The organism is Rothia sp. 32237D007AR, from assembly GCF_053544675.1.
The window spans coordinates 1-1,681 of the sequence record NZ_JBPPUO010000027.1; the positions used below are offsets into that span (position 1 = coordinate 1).

At 44.2% G+C, this 1,681-nt stretch carries 1 protein-coding gene and 1 pseudogene; both read left to right on the forward strand.

Features of this window, described 5'->3' with window-relative positions; translation table 11 throughout:
- Positions 1–238 precede the first annotated feature (238 nt).
- A pseudogene (locus tag ACED87_RS09365) lies at positions 239–817 on the forward strand (ABC transporter ATP-binding protein); the annotation flags it as partial.
- The gene (locus ACED87_RS09370; protein WP_449090013.1) at positions 814–1,644 is read left to right on the forward strand and encodes an ABC transporter permease; all 831 of its coding nucleotides are present in this window, start codon (positions 814–816) and stop codon (positions 1,642–1,644) included. The pseudogene ACED87_RS09365 and the gene ACED87_RS09370, both read left to right, overlap by 4 nt.
- Positions 1,645–1,681: the final 37 nt, after the last annotated feature.

A 1,681-nucleotide genomic window follows, 5' to 3' on the forward strand; every position in this document is an offset into this window, starting at 1 on the left:
CCCCATTATGAATGAGCCTCATAGTTATATATAGCCCACATCGCGTAGTGATAGTACTCCCTGCAAACAATAGAAAATAATGGATTCCACAAATAAAAATTTGCCTCATAAGACTATAGCCCGTTTCGAAAATGTCTCGAAGAACTACGGAAGTACAGTTGCTCTTTCTAACATCTCGTTTGATCTAAATCCTGGTGAAGTTGTGGGGCTTTTAGGAGCAAACTGAGCAGGAAAAACCACGTTGATGCGCATACTGCTAGGTCTCGTTAGACCGTCTAATGGTCATGTACGCGTCCTGGATGAGCTACCAGGGTCTCAACGAAGCCTTCAAAAGATTGGCGCAACCATTGAATCTCCTGCTTTCATGCCTGGTATGACTGGGCGTGACTGTCTCACTATGGCGGCTTTAGCAAAATCTATCAATCCGAACTTTGTAAATTTCAATCTCAAACGAGTCGGTCTGGCCTCTGCAGCCGATCGCAAGTTCAAAACTTACTCGATGGGAATGAAGCAACGTTTAGCAGTTGCCCAAGCATTATTGGGGGATCCAGAGTTGCTGATTATCGATGAACCCATGAACGGTCTCGACCCACAGGGCGTCAAAGAAATGCGTGACCTCATAGATAACATAGTTAGCGAGGACCGTACTGTTTTAATTTCTTCGCATCAGCTCAATGAAATTCAACTCATGTGTTCGCGTATCATCGTCCTTAACGAAGGTCGGAAAATAGCAGATGAAACCCTTGACAAACATTCCACTAACCTTGAGCAGTATTTTTTTGATTTGATCGCTCGTGATTTGGAGAAAAATCAATGACTGAAGCAATGCGTTCTGAACTTTTTTTGATGCGTAAACGTCCCCTGGGTTACATTATCGGGGCGTTATGGACGCTGATGGTTTTATTCTTCGCCTATGGTATTCCGTATATCGTTGCAAAGACCTTGCCTAACCCTGACGATGCGTCAGCAGTGATGGAGGTTATCTCTCTTCCAAAATTTCCTGCCACGTCAGTAGGTAGCTATCCTATGTTTGGTGGTGCAATCTTCCTGATTCTTGGAGCTTGCATTACAGGTAGCGAATTTGGATGGGGGACATGGAAAATCAGGTTTACACAGGGACCTAATCGTACAGAAATTATCATGGCAAAATTTATGGTCGGTGCAATAACCGCAGCAGTAATTGTCACTATTGCCCATATATTTGCCTTAATTACAAGTTTTATTATGTCTCACATAGGACAAGTAGATGAATCTTGGCCAAGCCTGACGCTTTTACTTGCCTCATGGGGAGCTGCAATTGCAATTGGAATTACTTCATGTTGGATTGGTATGATGCTAGCAATCTTGACGAAGAACCTTGCATTGGCATTGTCGGTTGGATTGCTATGGACATTAGCCTTTGAGAATATCATCGCAGGGCTATCACTCATGTGGCCGTCGCTCTCTTTTATCCAGAAAATTCTCCTCGGGCCTGCAGGCGGATCACTGGCGCATACACTGGGTGCCACTCCCATGATGCAAGGCGGAACTCCAGGGGTGGTTGATACCCATTCCGCCCCTATTGCTTTGTCAATTCTAGCTATCTATTCCCTTATATCGCTTTTCATTAGTATCGTAATTATGCGCAGACGCGATATCAATTAACTACACACATCAGTCTTGAGGCTCATTCATAAGGGGT

Excerpts from the sequence above, each read along its gene's own strand:
- ACED87_RS09370 (WP_449090013.1), top strand. The coding sequence starts at position 814 with ATGACTGAAGCAATGCGTTCTGAACTTTTTTTGATGCGTAAACGTCCC.